Origin of the sequence: Neorhizobium petrolearium (assembly GCF_029854435.1) — a bacterium.
Lineage (GTDB): Bacteria > Pseudomonadota > Alphaproteobacteria > Rhizobiales > Rhizobiaceae > Neorhizobium > Neorhizobium petrolearium.
This window is the reverse complement of record NZ_CP123000.1, coordinates 1,403,273-1,421,819: the sequence shown is the minus strand read 5'-3', so window position 1 is coordinate 1,421,819 and position 18,547 is coordinate 1,403,273. Positions and strand designations below refer to the sequence as shown.

Genomic DNA, 18,547 nt, shown 5'->3' with positions numbered 1-18,547 from the left:
TTTCGAAGTTCGATCGGATGAAGATTACCAACGGTAGTGCGAGAATGCGCGGTTGGCGTCGGCCATCTTGTGCGTGTCTTCACGCTTCTTGACGGCGCTGCCACGGTTGTTGGCGGCATCCATGAGTTCACCGGAAAGACGATCGACCATGGTGGTTTCGTTGCGCTTGCGGGCAGCGGCGATCACCCAGCGGATCGCGAGGGCCTGACGGCGCTCCGGACGCACGTCGACCGGAACCTGGTAGGTCGCACCACCAACGCGGCGCGAACGGACTTCAACATGCGGCGCGACATTGTCGAGCGCCTGATGGAAGATACCCAGCGGGTCGGCCTTGGACTTACCCTGCACGGCGTCGAACGCACCGTAAACGATGTTTTCAGCCACGGACTTCTTGCCGTGAAGCATGATCGCATTCATGAACTTCGTGACGACGAGATCACCGAACTTCGGGTCCGGGTTGATCTCACGCTTTTCTGCACGATGGCGTCGGGACATACTTCTTCTCGTCTCTTCAACTGTTAAGGCGCTTTACCACGCGGAGAACCTCGCGCAGCGCCGGGATAATCAAAACCGAATTACTTCGGACGCTTTGCACCATACTTGGAACGGCGCTGCTTGCGGTTCTTGACACCCTGGGTATCGAGAACGCCGCGAATGATGTGATAACGAACGCCCGGCAAGTCCTTGACGCGGCCGCCACGGATCATGACGACGGAGTGTTCCTGAAGGTTGTGACCTTCACCCGGGATATAGCCGATCACTTCGAAGCCGTTGGTCAGGCGAATCTTGGCAACCTTACGCAGAGCCGAGTTCGGCTTCTTCGGGGTCGTGGTGTAAACGCGAGTGCAAACGCCGCGCTTCTGCGGGTTTTCCTGCAGGGCAGGAACCTTGTTGCGCTTTACCTGCGCCTGACGCGGCTTGCGGATCAGCTGGTTTACGGTAGGCATATAACCATCCCTTGCAAAATCTTCTTCCAAAGCCCTTATCAGGGCCAATCTGATGCCGTTTCCGGCGGCGACACACACATTTCCTCATGCGCAAAACGTGGCCCGATCCGCTTTCCGGATGGACCACAAAAGGCAGAGGACGCATTCCTCATGCGTCATGCGTGCAACATTCGTGTCGTCAACGTGCGTATGGAACCGTGTCTGAGGCGTACTCCGGAACGAGTCGTTCCGAACGGGCAAGCCTCACATCGCTTCCGATGCGGGGCGTTTACTGTTTTCCCCCCCGCCCGTCAAGAGCCGCGCCGAAAATAATGCCTCAAACCCCTGGCTTACCGGGCACAGGGCAGGTTTTCCGACAAGGTTTCGTGAGTTTTGGCCCTTCGCCGGCATTTGTATTTGGGAATCGCTGTCAATGGAACTAAAGAGGACGGAAACCTTTCATCCCGCTTCCGCTTCGGGGCAAAGGTCTTTCCCGTATCTGGAGACAATGATGATGGCGGCCGCTGACAACGACAACAATCTCGACGGGCCGATGATCTTTATCATCATCGGCAAGGGATATGAAGTAAAGGATGGCGAGGGCGTCGACCTCCACATCATGCTGCAGGCACCGGACGACGATTCCGCCGTGCGCGGAGCGCTCAACGCGCTCTCGGAGGAAGGTTTCCTCGAAGCCGATCTCGACCAGATCGGCGTTTTGACCGACGAACCGACGGAAGAACCGCATGCATCCGCCTATCAGGGTGCGCTCGAAGGCGAAGTCTCGATCATCCGCTTCGAATAAAGAGATTAGAATGGATGGCACCCGCTGGTGCGGTGGACCAGCAGGTGCCCCCTCGCCGGCTTATTTTGCGCATGCTGTCCCGAACCGGTCCCCCTTCGGGCGGCATGCTCCAACGCCGGTCTTGTTTATTTGGAAGTCGGTATGATGCTGACCGGCCGCGGCGTTACGTCGGTTTCGGGCGGAAGGATTGGATAGGTCACGTCCGGCACCTTGCCGGTCAGAGAATCCAGGAAGGCGACGATCAGATCGACCTCCTTGCCCTTCAGTTCCTCGCCAAGCTGCGCCGTTCCCATGATCGCGACCGCCTGTTTCAGGTCCCACACTTTCCCTGAATGGAAATAGGGTGCCGTCAGCACGATGTTGCGCAACGGCGCGGCGCGAAAGACGTAAGAATCATCTGCCGTATTGGTGACGGCAAAGCGCCCTTTGTCGTTTTCCGGCAGGACCTCGGCCCCGGGCTTCTCGATCAGTCCGAAGGGATAATACCCCTCCCCGCCGACGTTGATGCCCGCATGGCAGGCCGCACACCCCTTGTCCATGAAGAGCGACAGGCCCCGCTTCGCCTCGACGGTCATGGCATTGTCGTCACCGTTCAGCCAGGCGTCGAAAGGCGCCGGTGTGATCAACGTCGCCTCGAAGGCTTCGATCGCCCTGGCAAAATTGTCGAAAGTGACCGGATCGGCCTCCCCCGGAAAGGCCGCCTTGAACCACTCGACATATTGCGGCATCGACTTCAGCGCCGCGATAACCTGGTCCGGTGTGTTGGCCATCTCGACGCCGGCCTGGACCGGCCCCTTGGCCTGGGCCTTCAAGTCTTCGGCGCGCCCATCCCAGAACTGCGCGATATTGAAGACGGCGTTGAGCGCGGTCGGCGCGTTGCGCGGTCCCTTCTGCCATCCGTGGCCAATCGAGGTTTCGAGATTGTCGTCGCCGCCGGTCGCAAGATTGTGACAGGAGTTGCAGGAAAAGACACCCGAAGCCGACACGCGCGGGTCGAAGAAGAGCGCCTTTCCGAGCGCGATCTTCTCCGTGGTGATCCTGTTGTCCTTCACTGCGGGGATGGTCGACGGCAAGGGCTTGAACACTTCAAGCGCTGTTTCGCGAAGATCGGCGGGGACCGGCGGGTCCGCCGCGTGCGTCACCGTTGCAAGCAAAACGCTGACGGCGACCGTGGACACTAACTTATTCATTTGAGCCTCCATTCGTCATCGAACGGAGACCAGATTAGAAACCTTCCAATGATGCCCGTTTGCCCTTGGTCAACCCTTGAAACCTCACCTATCCCCGAAAACGCGAAAACGCCCGGATTTCTCCGGGCGTTCTTTCTTTCGTCAATTCCAGCGGGTGCGACAGATCGGCACTCCGGCCTATCACTCGGCCGGGGTGTTTTCTCCCGCCATGTCCTGCAGCATCGGGGTTGCCGAGGCGGCTCCCGACCCCTTCTTGCGCTCCTCGAGGATAAGCTCGTCGCGCGAGGTGGCGATGCGGCGGATCTGGGTCATGGTGCCGCCCGTACCAGCCGGGATGAGACGGCCGACGATGACGTTTTCCTTGAGCCCCTGCAGCGTGTCCATCTTGCCGGCGATCGCAGCCTCCGTGAGAACCTTGGTGGTTTCCTGGAAGGATGCGGCCGAGATGAAGGACGGGGTCTGCAGCGACGCCTTGGTGATGCCGAGCAGAACCGGCTCGCCCGAAGCAGGCTTCTTGCCTTCCTCCGCCAAGCGCTCGTTGACGTCGTCGAGTTCGATGCGGTCGACATTGTCGCCAACGATGTACTGGCTGTCGCCGGCATCGGTGATCTCGACCTTCTGCAGCATCTGACGGACGATGACTTCGATGTGCTTGTCGTTGATGACAACGCCCTGCAACCGGTAGACTTCCTGGATTTCGTTGACGAGGTAGGAAGCAAGCGCTTCCACGCCCTTGATCGCCAGGATGTCGTGCGGCGCCGGGTTGCCGTCGAGGATGTAGTCGCCCTTCTCGATGTAGTCGCCGTCCTGAAGATGGAAGGGCTTGCCCTTCGGGATCAGGTATTCGACCGGTTCGACACCGTCTTCCGCCGGCTCGATCATGACGCGACGCTTGTTCTTGTAGTCGCGACCGAGGCGGATCGTACCATCGATCTCAGCGATGATGGCGTGGTCCTTCGGACGACGGGCTTCGAACAGTTCGGCGACGCGCGGCAGACCACCGGTGATGTCCTTGGTCTTGGCGCTTTCCATCGGGATACGGGCAAGAACGTCACCCTGGGAGACCTTCTGGCCCGGCTCGACGGACAGGATCGCATCGACCGACAGCTGGAAGCGGGCTTCGCCGCCACGCGACAGCTTGGCGATCGCACCGGAAGCATCCTTGATGACGATCGCGGGCTTCAAGTCCGAACCACGCGGCGTCGAACGCCAGTCGATGACCTGGCGCTTGGTGATGCCGGTGGATTCGTCGGTCGATTCCGAAACCGAGATCGAGTCGACGACGTCTTCGAACTGAACCGTACCTTCGACTTCCGTCATCATCGGGCGGGTATAAGGATCCCACTCGGCGAGACGCTGGCCGCGGCGGACCTTGTCGCCGTCATCCACGAACAGCTTCGAACCATAGGCGACGCGCTGCGAAGACCGTTCGACGCCACGCTCGTCCAGGATGGTGACCGCCATGTTGCGGCCCATCGCAACGAGAACGCCTTCGGAGTTCCGCAGCATGTTGCGGTTCTTGATCTGGATCGTGCCTTCGTAAGACGCTTCGAGGAACGACTGGTCGACCACGTTCGCCGTACCGCCCAGGTGGAAGGTACGCATGGTGAGCTGCGTGCCCGGCTCGCCGATCGACTGAGCGGCGATGACGCCGACCGCTTCGCCCATGTTGACCGGCGTACCGCGAGCAAGGTCACGGCCGTAGCAGACCGAGCAGACGCCCGTCTGGACTTCGCAGGTCAGTGCGGAGCGAATGCGGATCGACTGGATACCAGCCTTTTCGATCTCGATGACATCCGGCTCAAGGATCATCTTGCCCGCATCGACGATACGCTCGCCCGTGACCGGATGATCGATATCGTCCAACGCGGTACGACCCAGGATGCGGGCGCCAAGCGAAGCAACGACCTGGCCGGCATCAACGATCGCCGTCATGGTGAGGCCGCTTTCGGTGCCGCAATCGACCAGGTTGACGATGCAGTCCTGCGCCACGTCGACGAGACGGCGGGTCAGGTAACCGGAGTTCGCGGTCTTCAAGGCGGTGTCTGCGAGACCCTTGCGGGCGCCGTGCGTCGAGTTGAAATACTCGTTCACGGTCAGGCCTTCCTTGAAGTTCGAGATGATCGGCGTTTCGATGATCTCGCCCGACGGCTTGGCCATCAGACCGCGCATGCCGCCCAGCTGGCGCATCTGGTTCGGAGAACCGCGGGCGCCCGAGTGGGACATCATGTAGATCGCGTTCATCGGCTTCTGGCGACCGGTCTCGGCGTCGAACTCGACGGCCTTGATGCGTGCCATCATGTCCTCGGCGACCTTCTCGGTGGCCTTGCCCCAGGCATCGACGACCTTGTTGTACTTTTCGCCCTGGGTGATCAGACCGTCGTTGTACTGCTGCTCATATTCCTTCACCAGCGCTTCGGTATCACCAACGATCTTTTCCTTGGTGTCCGGAATGATCATGTCATCCTTGCCGAAGGAGATGCCGGCGCGGCAAGCGTGGGTGAAGCCAAGCTGCATGATGCGGTCGCAGAAAATGACCGTGTCCTTCTGGCCGCAGTGACGATAGACCGTGTCGATCATCCTGGAGATGTTCTTCTTGGTCATCTCCTGGTTGCAAATGTCGAACGGCACGTTGACATTCTTCGGCAACAGTTCGCCGATGATCATGCGGCCGGGCGTCGTTTCATAGATCTTCGAAACCGGCTTTCCCTCGGCGTCGACGGTCTTGAAGCGGCCCTTGATCTTGGCATGCAGCGTGACGACCTTGTTTTCCAGAGCGTGGTGCAATTCGCCCATGTCGGAGAAGGCCATGCCCTCGCCCGGCTCGTTCTGGTTCATGATCGAGAGATAATAAAGGCCGAGAACCATGTCCTGCGACGGCACGATGATCGGGGCGCCGTTCGCCGGATGCAGGATGTTGTTCGTCGACATCATCAGCACGCGGGCTTCGAGCTGGGCTTCGAGCGACAGCGGCACGTGAACGGCCATCTGGTCACCATCGAAGTCGGCGTTGAAGGCCGTGCAGACGAGCGGGTGCAACTGGATCGCCTTGCCTTCGACCAGGATCGGCTCGAAGGCCTGGATGCCCAGGCGGTGCAGCGTCGGCGCACGGTTCAACAGGACCGGATGCTCGCGGATGACCTCGTCGAGGATATCCCAGACTTCCGGCTTTTCCTTTTCGACCAGCTTCTTCGCCTGCTTGACGGTCGAGGAGTAACCCTTGGCGTCGAGGCGGGCATAGATGAACGGCTTGAACAGTTCGAGCGCCATCTTCTTCGGCAGGCCGCACTGGTGCAGCTTCAGTTCCGGACCGGTCACGATGACCGAACGGCCGGAATAGTCGACGCGCTTACCGAGCAGGTTCTGGCGGAAGCGGCCCTGCTTGCCCTTCAGCATGTCGGACAGCGACTTCAGCGGACGCTTGTTGGCGCCAGTGATGACGCGGCCACGACGGCCGTTGTCGAACAGCGCATCGACAGATTCCTGCAGCATGCGCTTTTCGTTGCGGATGATGATGCCCGGAGCGCGCAGTTCGATCAGGCGCTTCAGACGGTTGTTACGGTTGATGACGCGACGATAGAGATCGTTCAAGTCGGACGTCGCGAAACGACCGCCGTCGAGGGGCACGAGCGGGCGCAGATCCGGCGGGATCACCGGAACGACCTTCATGATCATCCATTCCGGGCGATTGCCGGACTCGATGAAGTTCTCGACGATCTTCAGACGCTTCATCAGCTTCTTCTGCTTGAGGTCCGACGTGGTGTCGGCAAGCTCCGAACGCAGGTCGCCGGCGATCTTCTCAAGATTCATCGAAGCCAGCATTTCATAGATGGCCTCGGCGCCGATCATCGCCGTGAACTGATCCTCGCCGTATTCGTCGACGGCGATCATGTATTCTTCTTCGGAAAGAAGCTGGTTTTCCTTCAGCGCGGTGAGGCCCGGCTCCGTCACGATGTAGTTCTCGAAATAGAGAACGCGCTCGACATCCTTCAGGGTCATGTCGAGAAGGGTGGCGATGCGGGACGGCAGCGACTTCAAGAACCAGATATGGGCAACGGGAGCGGCAAGTTCGATATGGCCCATGCGCTCGCGGCGTACGCGCGACAGCGTGACTTCGACGCCGCACTTTTCGCAGATGATACCCTTGTACTTCATGCGCTTGTACTTGCCGCACAGGCACTCGTAGTCCTTGATCGGCCCGAAGATGCGGGCGCAGAAAAGACCGTCGCGTTCCGGCTTGAACGTACGGTAGTTGATGGTCTCCGGCTTTTTGATTTCGCCGTAGGACCAGGAGAGAATCTTCTCCGGCGACGCGATCGAGATACGGATCGAGTCGAAGTGCTGCGCAGGCACCTGCGGATTGAAAAGATTCATGACCTCTTGGTTCATGCCTATCTCCTTTAGGGGCCGAAGCCCTCGGCTTGCGATCGGTGCTGTCCAAACTCCCAGGCCCTATTTCCGGGAATGGCAGTCCGATGCTTTAAGTAGTCGTAGCCGCTGAATGCGGCGAAAATTTCCCGATCCTGCCGGCAGGAGCCAGCGGCGGGAGCGGCGCGCGCCAATCCAAGCGCGCGCCTTCTCTTGTCGTTACTCGGCGGCGTCAGGCAGTTGCTGGCCGCCATCCGCCTGCTCGACCTTCGAATTCTCGAGCTCCACGGACAGGCCCAGCGAGCGCATTTCCTTGACGAGAACGTTGAAGCTCTCCGGAATGCCCGCTTCGAACGTGTCGTCGCCACGGACGATCGCTTCGTAGACCTTGGTACGGCCTGCCACGTCGTCCGACTTCACGGTCAGCATTTCCTGCAGCGTGTAGGCGGCGCCGTAAGCTTCCAGAGCCCAGACCTCCATTTCGCCGAAGCGCTGGCCACCGAACTGCGCCTTACCGCCCAGCGGCTGCTGGGTGACGAGCGAGTACGGACCGATCGAACGCGCGTGGATCTTGTCGTCCACAAGGTGGTTCAGCTTGATCATGTACATGTAGCCGACGGTGACCTTACGGTCGAAGGCTTCGCCCGTGCGGCCGTCGTACAGAACCGACTGACCCGACGAATGCAGGCCAGCCTTGGTCAGCATGGCAGCAACGTCCGGTTCATGCGCGCCGTCGAAGACCGGCGTCGCGATCGAAACGCCGCGCTTCGACTGCTCTGCAAGCTTTACCAGCGACTCGTCGTCAAAATTGGCGACTTCGTTCTTGGCTTCGCTGGCATACACGTCCGTCAGCTCGCGCTTCAGGTCGGTGATATCCATCGTCTTGCGATATTCTTCGAGCAGCTCGCCGATCTTCTTGCCCATGCCTGCGCATGCCCATGCGAGATGGGTTTCAAGGATCTGACCGACGTTCATGCGTGAAGGCACGCCAAGCGGGTTCAAGCAGATGTCGACATGCGTACCGTCTTCGAGGAATGGCATATCCTCGACCGGTACAATGCGCGACACGACGCCCTTGTTCCCGTGACGGCCGGCCATCTTGTCGCCCGGCTGGATCTTGCGCTTCACGGCGACGAAGACCTTGACCATCTTCATGACACCCGGAGGCATTTCGTCGCCGCGCTGGACCTTCTCGACCTTGTCCATGAAGCGCTGTTCAAGGCGCGACTTGGATTCGTCGTATTGGGCGCGCAGCGCTTCGATCTCGCCCTGGACCTTTTCGTCCTCGACGGCGAACATCCACCACTGCGAGCGCGGGTACTCCGAGATCACGGCATTCGAAAGCTCGACGCCCTTCTTGAAGCCCTTCGGGCCGGCAACCGACATCTGCCCACGCAGCATGTCCGTCAGACGACCATAGACGTTGCGGTCGAGGATCGCCTGTTCGTCGTCCCGGTCCTTGGCGAGGCGCTCGATCTCCTCGCGTTCGATCGCCATCGCACGTTCGTCCTTCTCCACCCCGTGGCGGTTGAAGACGCGAACTTCAACGACGGTGCCGAAGGTGCCCGGCGGCATGCGCATGGAGGTGTCGCGGACGTCGGAGGCCTTTTCGCCGAAGATGGCGCGCAGGAGCTTTTCTTCCGGCGTCATCGGGCTTTCGCCCTTCGGCGTGATCTTGCCGACGAGAATGTCGCCCGGCTGGACTTCGGCGCCGATGTAGACGATGCCCGCTTCGTCGAGGTTCTTCAGCGCTTCTTCCGAAACGTTCGGAATGTCGCGCGTGATTTCTTCCGGACCAAGCTTGGTGTCACGAGCCATCACCTCGAATTCCTCGATGTGAATGGACGTGAACACATCGTCCGCCACGATCCGCTCTGACATCAGGATCGAGTCTTCGTAATTGTAGCCATTCCAGGGCATGAACGCGACGAGCGCGTTACGGCCGAGAGCCAAGTCACCAAGATCGGTCGACGGACCGTCGGCGATGATGTCACCCTTGTTCAGAACGTCACCGACGGCGACCAGCGGACGCTGGTTGACGCAGGTGTTCTGGTTCGAACGCTGGAACTTCTGCAGACGGTAGATATCGACGCCGGACTTCGACGGATCGAGGTCCTCGGTGGCGCGGATAACGATACGGGTCGCGTCGACCTGGTCGACCACGCCGCCACGCCGGGCAGCGATCGCAGCACCGGAGTCGCGGGCGACGACCGGCTCCATGCCGGTGCCGACGAACGGAGCCTCGGCGCGTACCAGCGGCACGGCCTGGCGCTGCATGTTCGAACCCATGAGAGCGCGGTTGGCGTCATCGTTTTCCAGGAACGGAATCAGCGCGGCTGCGACGGAGACGAGCTGTTTCGGCGAAACGTCCATCAGGTTGATGGTGTCGCGCGGAGACAGCATCACTTCGCCGGCATGGCGGCAAACGACGAACTCTTCGGCAAAGGTGCCGTCATCGTTCATCGGCGCGTTCGCCTGCGCGACGTAATACTTCGCCTCTTCCATGGCGGAGAGGTAAAGCACGTCGTTGGTGACCTTGCCGTCGACGATCTTGCGATACGGGCTTTCGATGAAGCCGTACTTGTTGACGCGAGCGAAGGTCGCCAGCGAGTTGATCAGACCGATGTTCGGGCCTTCCGGCGTTTCGATCGGGCAAATGCGGCCGTAGTGGGTCGGATGCACGTCGCGGACTTCGAAGCCTGCGCGCTCACGGGTCAGACCACCCGGGCCAAGGGCCGAAAGACGGCGCTTGTGGGTGATTTCCGACAACGGGTTCACCTGGTCCATGAACTGCGAGAGCTGCGAGGAACCGAAGAATTCGCGAACGGCGGCAGCCGCCGGCTTCGCATTGATCAGGTCCTGCGGCATGACGGTATCGATCTCGATCGACGACATGCGCTCCTTGATGGCGCGCTCCATGCGCAGCAGACCCAGGCGATACTGGTTCTCCATAAGCTCGCCGACGGAACGGACGCGGCGGTTGCCGAGGTTGTCGATGTCGTCGATCTCGCCCTTGCCGTCGCGCAGTTCGACCAGCATCTTGACCACGGCCAGGATGTCTTCCTTGCGCAGCGTGCGGACCGTGTCCTCGACTTCGAGGTCAAGACGCATGTTCATCTTCACGCGGCCGACGGCGGAGAGGTCGTAACGCTCCGCATCGAAGAACAGCGAGTTGAACATGGCTTCCGCCGATTCCATGGTCGGCGGCTCACCCGGACGCATGACGCGGTAGATATCGAACAGAGCGTCCTGGCGGTTCTCGTTCTTGTCGGCGGCAAGCGTATTGCGGATATAGGCTCCGACATTGATGTGGTCGATGCCGAGGATCGGGATCTCGTCGAAACCTGCGTTCAGGATGACCGGCAGTGTCTTCTCGTCGATCTCGTCGCCAGCTTCCAGGTAGATCTCACCGGTTTCCAGGTTGACAATGTCTTCGGCAAGATAGGTGCCATAGAGATCGTCATTGGTCGCCTTCAACGCCTTCAGGCCCTTTTCGGAGAGCTGACGGAGCAGACGGGGGGTGAGCTTTTTGCCGGCCTCGACAACCACTTCGCCGGTGTCGGCGTCGATCATGTCGGAAAGCGCCTTCGCGCCCTTCAAGGTGTCCGGATCGAACGGAATTCGCCAACCTTCGCCGTCGCGCTCATAGGCGGACTTCGTGTAAAAGGTGGACAGGATTTCTTCACCGTCCATGCCGAGCGCCATCAAGAGCGAGGTCACGGGGATCTTGCGGCGGCGGTCGATACGGGCGAATACGATGTCCTTGGCGTCGAACTCGATATCAAGCCAGGAGCCGCGATAGGGGATCACGCGGGCGGCGAAGAGCAGCTTGCCGGAAGAATGGCTCTTGCCCTTGTCATGATCGAAGAAGACGCCCGGCGAGCGGTGCATCTGCGACACGATCACGCGCTCGGTGCCGTTGACGATAAACGTACCGTTATCGGTCATCAGCGGCATGTCGCCCATATAGACGGACTGTTCCTTGATGTCCTTGATGGACTTCGCGCCGGTATCCTCGTCAATATCGAACACGATGAGACGCAGCGTCACCTTGAGAGGTGCAGCATAGGTCAGGTCGCGCTGGCGGCATTCTTCCACGTCGAACTTCGGCGGTTCGAATTCGTAGGACACGAATTCCAGCATGGAGGCGCCGGAAAAATCGGTGATCGGAAAGACGGACCTGAAGACGGCGTTCAGACCTTCGTCCGGGCGGCCGCCCTTCGGTTCTTCGACCATGAGGAACTGGTCATAGGATGCCTTCTGAACCTCGATGAGGTTCGGCATCTCTGTGACTTCGGGGATTTTTCCAAAAAACTTGCGTACGCGCCTGCGACCATTAAACGAAAGGGTCTGAGCCATCGTCGCTCCTTCAAAATTGCATCCGGGCCTGCAACGGACGGGGTTCGCTGGCCAGTCGATCCCGTCGATCAATGGGTATTCCCAATCTCGTCCCACTTCCCGAACACGCCAGGCCGGATTGCCTTCTCGGTTCGGTTCGGGACCATCCTCTTGAGAACCCATTACCCAAGAACCGTTTTCGCGGTTCTTGGGTAATCAGTTCGGTGGAAATCGGCGGGAGAGGAGACGTCCCCTCTCCCACCGCATTCCGGTATTACTTGACGTCGACCTTGGCGCCGGCATCCTCAAGCTTCTTCTTGAGGTCTGCGGCTTCAGCCTTGGAGACGGCTTCCTTGACAGCCTTCGGAGCGCCTTCGACGAGGTCCTTGGCTTCCTTGAGGCCGAGGCCGGTGATAGCGCGGACTTCCTTGATGACGTTGATCTTGTTGGCGCCGGCCTCCGTGAGGATAACGTCGAACTCGGTCTTTTCTTCTTCAGCCGGAGCAGCAGCACCGCCGGCAGCACCGCCAGCAGCAGCAACCGCTACGGGAGCAGCAGCGGAAACGCCCCACTTTTCTTCGAGCATCTTGGAAAGCTCAGCAGCTTCCAGGACGGTGAGAGAGGAGAGGTCTTCTACGATCTTTGCGAGATCAGCCATTTTACTAGTTCCTTTGTTCGGTTCGAACTGGTTTGATATGAACAGCGAAAAACCGCCTCAAGCGGCTTCGTCCTTCTTGGCATACGCCGAAAACACGCGGGCAAGCTGAGCTGCCGGTGCCTGAACGACGCCTGCGATGCGGGTAGCCGGGGTCTGGATCATGCCCAGCAGCTTCGCACGCAGCTCGTCCAGCGAAGGCAGGGTCGCAAGCGACTTGACACCTTCCGCGTTGAGCGTGGTCGATCCCATGGCACCGCCGAGAACAACGAGCTTGTCGTTGGTCTTGGCGAAATCCGAAACGACCTTCGGAGCGACGATCGGGTCATTGCTGTAAGCAATGAGCGTCTGACCCTTGAACAGGTCCGACATCCCTTCCGACTCCGTGCCCTGAAGAGCGATCTTGGCCAGGCGGTTCTTCGCGACTTTGACGGTGCCGCCAGCAGCGCGCATCTTCGAACGGAAGTCGTTCATCTGCGCAACTGTGACACCAGCATAGTGGGCCACGACAACCGAACCGGAAGCCTTGAAGACTTCGGTCAGCTCCGTGACGAATTCGCGTTTTTCCGCTCTTTCCACTGTCTGTCTCCAGTAGGTAGGACCGCAATCCTGCAGGCCCCACCGGGTTTGCCTTTGCCTCAAGGGATCCTTTTTCTCGGACCCCAAGCGGCGCTTGAGGATCCTGTCCCCTCGCACTGTCCCCTTTCGGGTTCCAGGCACAAGGCACACTAGGCTCGAACCGAACTCGAAAAGCGCCTCGGCGCCCTTCAAAAACTCGTGCTCTTACCCGTCTCATGCAGGCAAGGTGATTAAGGTCGAAACCACCTGCAATCTCGGACAGGAATTCCGGATTTCTCCGGAAATTCCCGGCCCCGAAGGGCCGGGAATTCATGTAGCCGAGACCGAAGCCCCGGCGAATGCTTTAGACCGTTACCGTCGACGGGTCGATCTTGACGCCTGGACCCATGGTCGAGGAGATCGCCACGCGCTTGACGTAGTTGCCCTTCGCGCCAGCCGGCTTCGCCTTGATGACCGCATCGGCGAAAGCCTTGATGTTCTCTTCCAACGCCTTGGCGTCGAACGAAGCCTTGCCGACGCCGGCATGGATGATACCAGCCTTCTCGACGCGGAACTCGACAGCACCACCCTTGGACGCCTTGACGGCACCAGTGACGTCCATCGTGACCGTGCCGACCTTCGGGTTCGGCATCATGCCGCGGGGGCCGAGCACCTTACCGAGACGACCGACGAGCGGCATCATATCCGGGGTCGCGATGCAGCGATCGAAGTCGATCTTGCCGCCCTGGACGATTTCAACGAGGTCTTCGGCACCGACAATGTCGGCGCCGGCGGCCTTGGCTTCATCAGCCTTGGCGCCACGGGCGAAGACGGCAACACGAACGTCACGGCCGGTGCCGTTCGGCAGATTGACCACGCCGCGAACCATCTGGTCGGCATGACGCGGGTCGACGCCGAGGTTCATGGCGATTTCAACGGTCTCGTCGAACTTTGCGATGGCACGGTCCTTCACCATCTTGATGGCGTCGGTCAGGGCAACGAGCTTGGTCGGATCAACGCCTTCGCGGATCTTCTGAATACGCTTTGCAAGCTTTGCCATGTTAAGCCACCACTTCCAGACCCATGGAGCGGGCAGAGCCCTCGACCATTGCCATTGCGCCTTCGACGTCGGCCGCATTCAGGTCCTTCATCTTGCCTTCGGCGATTGCGCGGACCTGCGCCTTGGTGATCGTACCGACCTTCGCACCCTTGCCCGGAGTCTTCGAGCCGGAGGTGATCTTCGCTTCCTTCTTCAGCCAGTAGGTGACCGGCGGCTGCTTCATCGCAAACGTGAAGGACTTGTCCTGGTAATAGGTGATGACGACCGGGATCGGCATACCCTTTTCCATTTCCTGCGTAGCGGCATTAAACGCCTTGCAGAATTCCATGATGTTAATGCCACGCTGACCAAGCGCCGGGCCGATTGGCGGGGACGGGTTTGCCGATCCTGCCTTGACCTGCAGCTTGAGCTGGCCCGCTACTTTCTTAGCCATTTCTCTGCCTTTCGTTATGGACCCGTTGCCCGGTCCGACATGCCGGGCTCGCCCGGCGGCTGCGGTTGCGTGGTTCGGTCGAGGCACCCGGCTAAAGACGCCACCCCTCCCACGCGCTTGCGGCACACGCCGCTCAAGGCTCGCCACGCAAATGGCAAGCCCCAATTCGAAACTCATCAGACCTTTTCGACCTGACCGTATTCCAGCTCGACCGGGGTCGCGCGACCAAAGATCGAGACCTCCACCTTGAGGCGGGAACGCTCCTCGTCGACATCCTGAACGATGCCGTTGAACGATGCGAAGGGACCATCCGAGACGCGAACCTGCTCGCCGATCTCAAAGCTGATCGAGGACTTCGGCCGCTCGACGCCTTCCTGTACCTGGCCCAGGATGCGCTCAGCCTCAAAATCCGGAATCGGAACCGGCTTGTTGTCAGAACCCAGGAAGCCGGTGACCTTCGGCGTATTCTTGATGAGGTGATAAGCCTCGTCGGTCAGGTTCGCACGGACCAAAACATAACCAGGGAAGAACTTGCGCTCGGAATCGACCTTGCGGCCGCGGCGGACCTCCACGACCTTCTCGGTCGGCACAAGGATCTTTTCGAACAGATGCTCAAGCCCCTTCTGGCGAGCCTTGTTCTCGATGTCCTCGGCAACCTTCTTCTCAAAATTCGAATATGCGTGGACGATGTACCAACGCGCCGCCATCTTCACTCTCCAAGAATCAAACGCTGACGTTCAGGATCAAACGTAACAACCAGCCCATCAGCTGATCTGCAGCGAAGAAAAACAACGCAGCGAAAATGACCATAACCAGCACCATAGCCGTGGAGATCATAGTCTCGCGACGAGACGGCCAATGGATTTTCGACGCCTCGGAGCGCACTTGGCGCAGAAACGTGACAGGATTGGTTTTGGATGCCATCGATTGCCCACGCAATTACGGCGCGTAAAGCTGACCTCGCTCAGCCCCACGCACCGCGTGTCTGTTTTGAACCCTACATAAACACCCCTTCCCCTTTACACAAGAGGGAAAACAGTGCCCGATGAAATTTTGCCGCTTTGGGCGGCAACCATTTCCAAACAATCCCGCTGCGGATGTTCCGCGCCAATCGCCTTGGAAATGGCAGGGGCAGAGGGGCTCGAACCCCCGACCTGCGGTTTTGGAGACCGCCGCTCTACCAACTGAGCTATACCCCTTCAACCAGGACGGATCGCGGAATTCTAAAGTCCGGTTCCCGCCACCAGGCCCGGCGCTCCCTTTAAGGGGATGCGTCACGCTTTGCAAGAGCGTTTTTGAATATCCCTGCGTTCTATCTCAGCTTTCTGTTGCTCGCGTCGGAAGCTTCGGTAAATCGCGCAAGAGAAAGCGACTGCCCTCCCCCGGTCGCGAGAATTTCCTTGCCCGGCAGATCGTAGCCGCTCGCCCCTGTCACTGATGATTGCGCTCCCCTTTCGGGCAGCAGCGGCAGACGCCGCCAGGAAAGCCGCGGCGGCCTTTCCACATAAGCGTCCGGCTGATTGACCAGTCCGCCGGAAACGCGGGCGATGATTGCCTCGATAGCCAGCTTGCGGCCGGCCTTGTGATAGAAATTGCCCTTCACCTGCACGCTGCCGGCCAGGGCCTTGATGAAATCAGCCAGAAGCCGCTTATCGATCGGCTCCGGGTGGCGCCAGAAATTGTCAAGACCTCCCTGATGGGTCAGGCCAGGTACGTCGTAGATCGCAGCACCGAGCGCAATGGTCGGAATGCCCGCCCGAAGGCTGTGCAATCCCGTCGTGGAATTGACGACGACCACACCGTGACTATCCCGCAGGATGGCCGACAGATTGCCCTTCTCAATGAAAATCACTCTGCCCTGCACGCGGTGACGTTCCGCAAGACGGGCAACGACCTTGCGCCACCCTTCCAGATCGTTGTCCAGCGGATGCTGCTTGACGACCAGCCGGCCATTTTCGGGTGCGTGGCGCGCAAAGGATTGAATGACCTGTTCCAGCATCTGCGACAGGTGCCGGTAGGGCGAATTTGCGCGGATCTGGTAATCGCTCTGGAGCTGCAGGGCAAGAAGATAGTTCTTCTTCAATTTGTCGTCGAAGAAACCTTCCGGCAGGTCGTGGCGTGCCCTGAACATGCGCGGCACCCAGGAGAGGTAGTCGAAAAGCGGGTCATAATATTTGTCTGCGCGGTAGAAGGGAAACATCAGCCGACCGAAATAGGCCGCAAGGTTATAGACGACTTCATTGGCCGCCTCCTGGCCGAAGGTGTGGCCGTAAAGGGCATGCAGATCAGGCGTGTCCACTTGCGCCGCGATCCGCCGAATATGATCCGGGTCGCTTGGGAAATGAGAAAATCGCCCCATCCCATTCCGCTCGATCGTAATCCAATCGGGTCTCAGATATCCGAACTCCACCGCATGACAGCGCACGCCGAGCTTTCGGCCGACGCGTGCCGCGAGACGATGGTAGGGAAGCCGATCGGCGTAATAGAGGATGTCGGTAATCCCCTCCCGGCGAATCATATCCGCCAGATAGCGCGGCCAGGCCCGCAAGGTCCCGCGATAGTTGATCGCGCCCCGCTTGCGCCAATAAAGCTGGTCTCCCAGCGAGAAGTTCACCCGCTTCGTCTGGAAACCCTGCGCCTCGAACGCATCAGCCAGCTCGCGCCAGAAAATCGATGGAGGTCCCTGCAGAAAGAGGACTTTGGTCATTCGGTAGCCATTGCTGCTGGAGGCTCCATTAAGCGCAGGACTCGTTTATAAGGCAATTTCGATAACGGACTTGTCGATGAATGTTCAGCGGTATTTTGACCATGGCAGTTCCTCCGTCAATGCCAAACCAAACGCGCCCGATCTCTTCCACAGGTTGTGCTACATGACCCCACGTATATTCCTGTTCCTGCAGGGACCGGCCTCGCCATTCCTCCGGCTCCTGGCGGAAGCGATTGAAAAACAAGGCGCTTCCGTCCGAAAGATAAGTTTCTGCCTCGGGGATGTGGTGTTTTGGTGGCCGAGGGAAAGCGACTTCTTTCGCGGCCCGGAGAATGAATGGCCGGTGTATCTCAATTGCTACATCCGTGATCACAATGTCACAGACATTGTCATGTTGGGTGATGGGCGAGCCGCCCATGCGGTTGCGGCGGAGACCGGCATCCGGGAAGGACTGCGGGTCCATGTTCTTGAACACGGCTATCTCAGGCCCGATTGGCTGACGATCGAACCGGACGGCATGTCGGCCCACTCTCGATTTCCGCACGAGCCGGGCGAGATCGAGGCGCTGGCTGCGAGGGAGCCGGCGATTTCATCCGGCGGCCTCTACCGGTCGAGCTTCCTCACCTATGCGCTTTACGACCTCGCCTTCCATATCCCGAACGTCCTCCTTGGCTGGCTTGTGCATCCGAACTACCGGACGCATGGGCCTGTCCATCCGGTGATCGAATACGGCGGCTGGATCCTGAAGGCCCTGACGGGGCGCAAGCGCCGGCGGGCGGCGGAAAAGGCGATAGCGGCATTCCTCACTCCCGAAACCGGTGGGAATGCGGGCCTCTTTTTGTTTCCTCTGCAACTGCCCGGCGATTACCAGATCCGCCGACAGGCACCGGGCGGCGACCTCTTCAGGCTCGTCGATGCGACCATTGCCTCATTCGCCCGATCTGCGCCTGCCGGAAGCCGGCTGCTCTTTAAAGTCCATCCGATCGACAACGGCCTGTCGGGCTGGCCCGACCGGATCGGCAGAACCGCGCAACGACACGGCGCGGCCGCGCGCGTATTCGTCGCGGATGGCGGAGATACGAACATGCTGATCGAAAAATCCACCGGCGTCGTAACGATCAATTCCACCGTGGGGCTGACGGCACTTTCGGCGGGAAAGCCGGTGATCGCGCTGGGCTCGGCGATCTACGACGTGCCGGGCCTGACCTTTCAGGACAGCCTTGCCGCCTTCTGGCAAAGGCCGTCACCGCCGGACCCGGACCTGCTCGACGTCTTCAACCGGGCGCTTGCTGCCACCACGCAGGTTCGCGGCGGCTTCATAGGCCGGGAAGCGATCCGGGCCGGGGTGGACAATGTCGCCGGCCGACTCATGGAAACAGAAGACAGACTTCCGCTTGCCTTCCGCAAACCGCGCGACGCAGCTTTCTTTCGTTACGAGAGCGAACTCTTTCCATCCAGCTGATGCACGGCCGATCCGGTTGCCGACTAAAGCCGGCCCTATATTACA

14 protein-coding genes and 1 tRNA gene are annotated in these 18,547 nt (G+C 59.9%); 2 read left to right on the top strand and 13 right to left on the bottom strand.

The window, feature by feature from the left end; translation table 11 throughout:
* Positions 1 to 24: 24 nt before the first annotated feature.
* Both rpsG and rpsL read right to left on the bottom strand, forming a co-directional pair.
* Complete coding sequence (gene rpsG, locus QEO92_RS07220; protein WP_037151038.1) at positions 25 to 495, bottom strand: 30S ribosomal protein S7; 471 nt, start codon at positions 493 to 495, stop codon at positions 25 to 27.
* An 80-nt stretch (positions 496 to 575) separates the two neighbouring features.
* Positions 576 to 947 (bottom strand): 30S ribosomal protein S12, encoded by a 372-nt coding sequence (gene rpsL, locus QEO92_RS07215; protein ID WP_003507760.1) that lies wholly within the window; start codon positions 945 to 947, stop codon positions 576 to 578.
* 490 nt (positions 948 to 1,437) lie between these two features.
* On the opposite strand from rpsL, the gene QEO92_RS07210 reads away from it, so the two are divergent.
* A complete protein-coding gene (locus QEO92_RS07210; RefSeq protein ID WP_037151041.1) occupies positions 1,438 to 1,731 on the top strand; it encodes a hypothetical protein in 294 nt (97 codons plus the stop codon).
* A gap of 125 nt (positions 1,732 to 1,856) precedes the next feature.
* On the opposite strand, the gene QEO92_RS07205 is transcribed toward QEO92_RS07210, so the two are convergent.
* The 11 genes from QEO92_RS07205 to QEO92_RS07155 all read right to left on the bottom strand — a co-directional run bounded on the left by QEO92_RS07205 (position 1,857) and on the right by QEO92_RS07155 (position 17,040).
* On the bottom strand, positions 1,857 to 2,921 hold the full coding sequence (locus QEO92_RS07205) for a cytochrome-c peroxidase (protein WP_227702597.1): 1,065 nt from the start codon (positions 2,919 to 2,921) through the stop codon (positions 1,857 to 1,859).
* A 180-nt stretch (positions 2,922 to 3,101) separates the two neighbouring features.
* Complete coding sequence (gene rpoC / locus QEO92_RS07200; RefSeq protein ID WP_037151047.1) at positions 3,102 to 7,310, bottom strand: DNA-directed RNA polymerase subunit beta'; 4,209 nt, start codon at positions 7,308 to 7,310, stop codon at positions 3,102 to 3,104.
* Between the two features lie 198 nt (positions 7,311 to 7,508).
* Positions 7,509 to 11,648, bottom strand: a complete 4,140-nt coding sequence (rpoB, locus tag QEO92_RS07195; protein WP_037151050.1) for a DNA-directed RNA polymerase subunit beta — start codon at positions 11,646 to 11,648, stop codon at positions 7,509 to 7,511.
* Between the two features lie 253 nt (positions 11,649 to 11,901).
* Entirely contained in the window at positions 11,902 to 12,285 is a 384-nt protein-coding gene (rplL, locus tag QEO92_RS07190) for a 50S ribosomal protein L7/L12 (protein ID WP_037151054.1), read from the bottom strand.
* A 57-nt stretch (positions 12,286 to 12,342) separates the two neighbouring features.
* Positions 12,343 to 12,861: a 50S ribosomal protein L10 gene (gene rplJ, locus QEO92_RS07185; RefSeq protein ID WP_037151056.1), complete on the bottom strand. Its 519-nt coding sequence runs from the start codon at positions 12,859 to 12,861 to the stop codon at positions 12,343 to 12,345.
* Between the two features lie 343 nt (positions 12,862 to 13,204).
* Positions 13,205 to 13,900, bottom strand: coding sequence for a 50S ribosomal protein L1 (gene rplA / locus QEO92_RS07180; protein WP_037151061.1), 696 nt, complete (start codon positions 13,898 to 13,900; stop codon positions 13,205 to 13,207).
* A gap of 1 nt (position 13,901) precedes the next feature.
* Positions 13,902 to 14,333 carry a 50S ribosomal protein L11 gene (gene rplK / locus QEO92_RS07175; protein WP_037151064.1) on the bottom strand — a complete coding sequence of 144 codons (432 nt, stop codon included), beginning with the start codon at positions 14,331 to 14,333 and terminating at the stop codon, positions 13,902 to 13,904.
* A 176-nt stretch (positions 14,334 to 14,509) separates the two neighbouring features.
* On the bottom strand, positions 14,510 to 15,040 hold the full coding sequence (gene nusG, locus QEO92_RS07170; protein WP_037151067.1) for a transcription termination/antitermination protein NusG: 531 nt from the start codon (positions 15,038 to 15,040) through the stop codon (positions 14,510 to 14,512).
* A gap of 16 nt (positions 15,041 to 15,056) precedes the next feature.
* Positions 15,057 to 15,257, bottom strand: a complete 201-nt coding sequence (gene secE, locus QEO92_RS07165; protein ID WP_037151073.1) for a preprotein translocase subunit SecE — start codon at positions 15,255 to 15,257, stop codon at positions 15,057 to 15,059.
* Positions 15,258 to 15,456: 199 nt separating this feature from the next.
* Positions 15,457 to 15,532, bottom strand: a tRNA-Trp gene (locus QEO92_RS07160).
* Positions 15,533 to 15,645: 113 nt separating this feature from the next.
* Entirely contained in the window at positions 15,646 to 17,040 is a 1,395-nt protein-coding gene (locus tag QEO92_RS07155; RefSeq protein WP_227702596.1) for a capsule biosynthesis protein, read from the bottom strand.
* Between the two features lie 163 nt (positions 17,041 to 17,203).
* Between QEO92_RS07155 and QEO92_RS07150 the strand changes: the two genes are divergently transcribed.
* Positions 17,204 to 18,502, top strand: coding sequence for a capsule biosynthesis protein (locus QEO92_RS07150; protein ID WP_227702595.1), 1,299 nt, complete (start codon positions 17,204 to 17,206; stop codon positions 18,500 to 18,502).
* The last annotated feature ends 45 nt before the right edge of the window (positions 18,503 to 18,547 follow it).